Raw genomic sequence first — 320 nt, 5'->3', positions numbered from 1 at the left:
ATGGCGACGAGTTCCTGACGATCGAGGCATCGACGCTCGATCACATCGACGGGCTGGTCGATATTTATGAGGATCTTCATCTCGACGATGCGCAGATCCTGCATCTCGAACGAATGGCGTCGGGTTTTTCGCCGCAATCGACCTGGGAGCTCGGCTGGATCTACAACCATCTGTGCATCGCTTATACCAGGCGCGGCAATCTCGACCTCGCGCGGCTGAGCGCCTTGAAGGCATTGGCCTATTATCGCGAGGAAAAGACGGCTTATGCCCAGATCTTCATGCTCATCCATCTGGGGCTGGTCAATACCCTCGCCGGCAAC

Annotated in this window: 1 pseudogene; it reads left to right on the top strand. The window is 56.6% G+C overall.

Annotated features, from left to right (window positions below):
- Positions 1–320: pseudogene (locus tag AF337_RS04290) on the top strand (LuxR C-terminal-related transcriptional regulator); the annotation flags it as partial.

It is taken from the genome of Rhizobium ecuadorense (genome assembly GCF_001187535.1).
Classification (GTDB): Bacteria; Pseudomonadota; Alphaproteobacteria; order Rhizobiales; family Rhizobiaceae; genus Rhizobium; species Rhizobium ecuadorense.
This window is presented reverse-complemented; position numbering and strand designations above follow the sequence as displayed.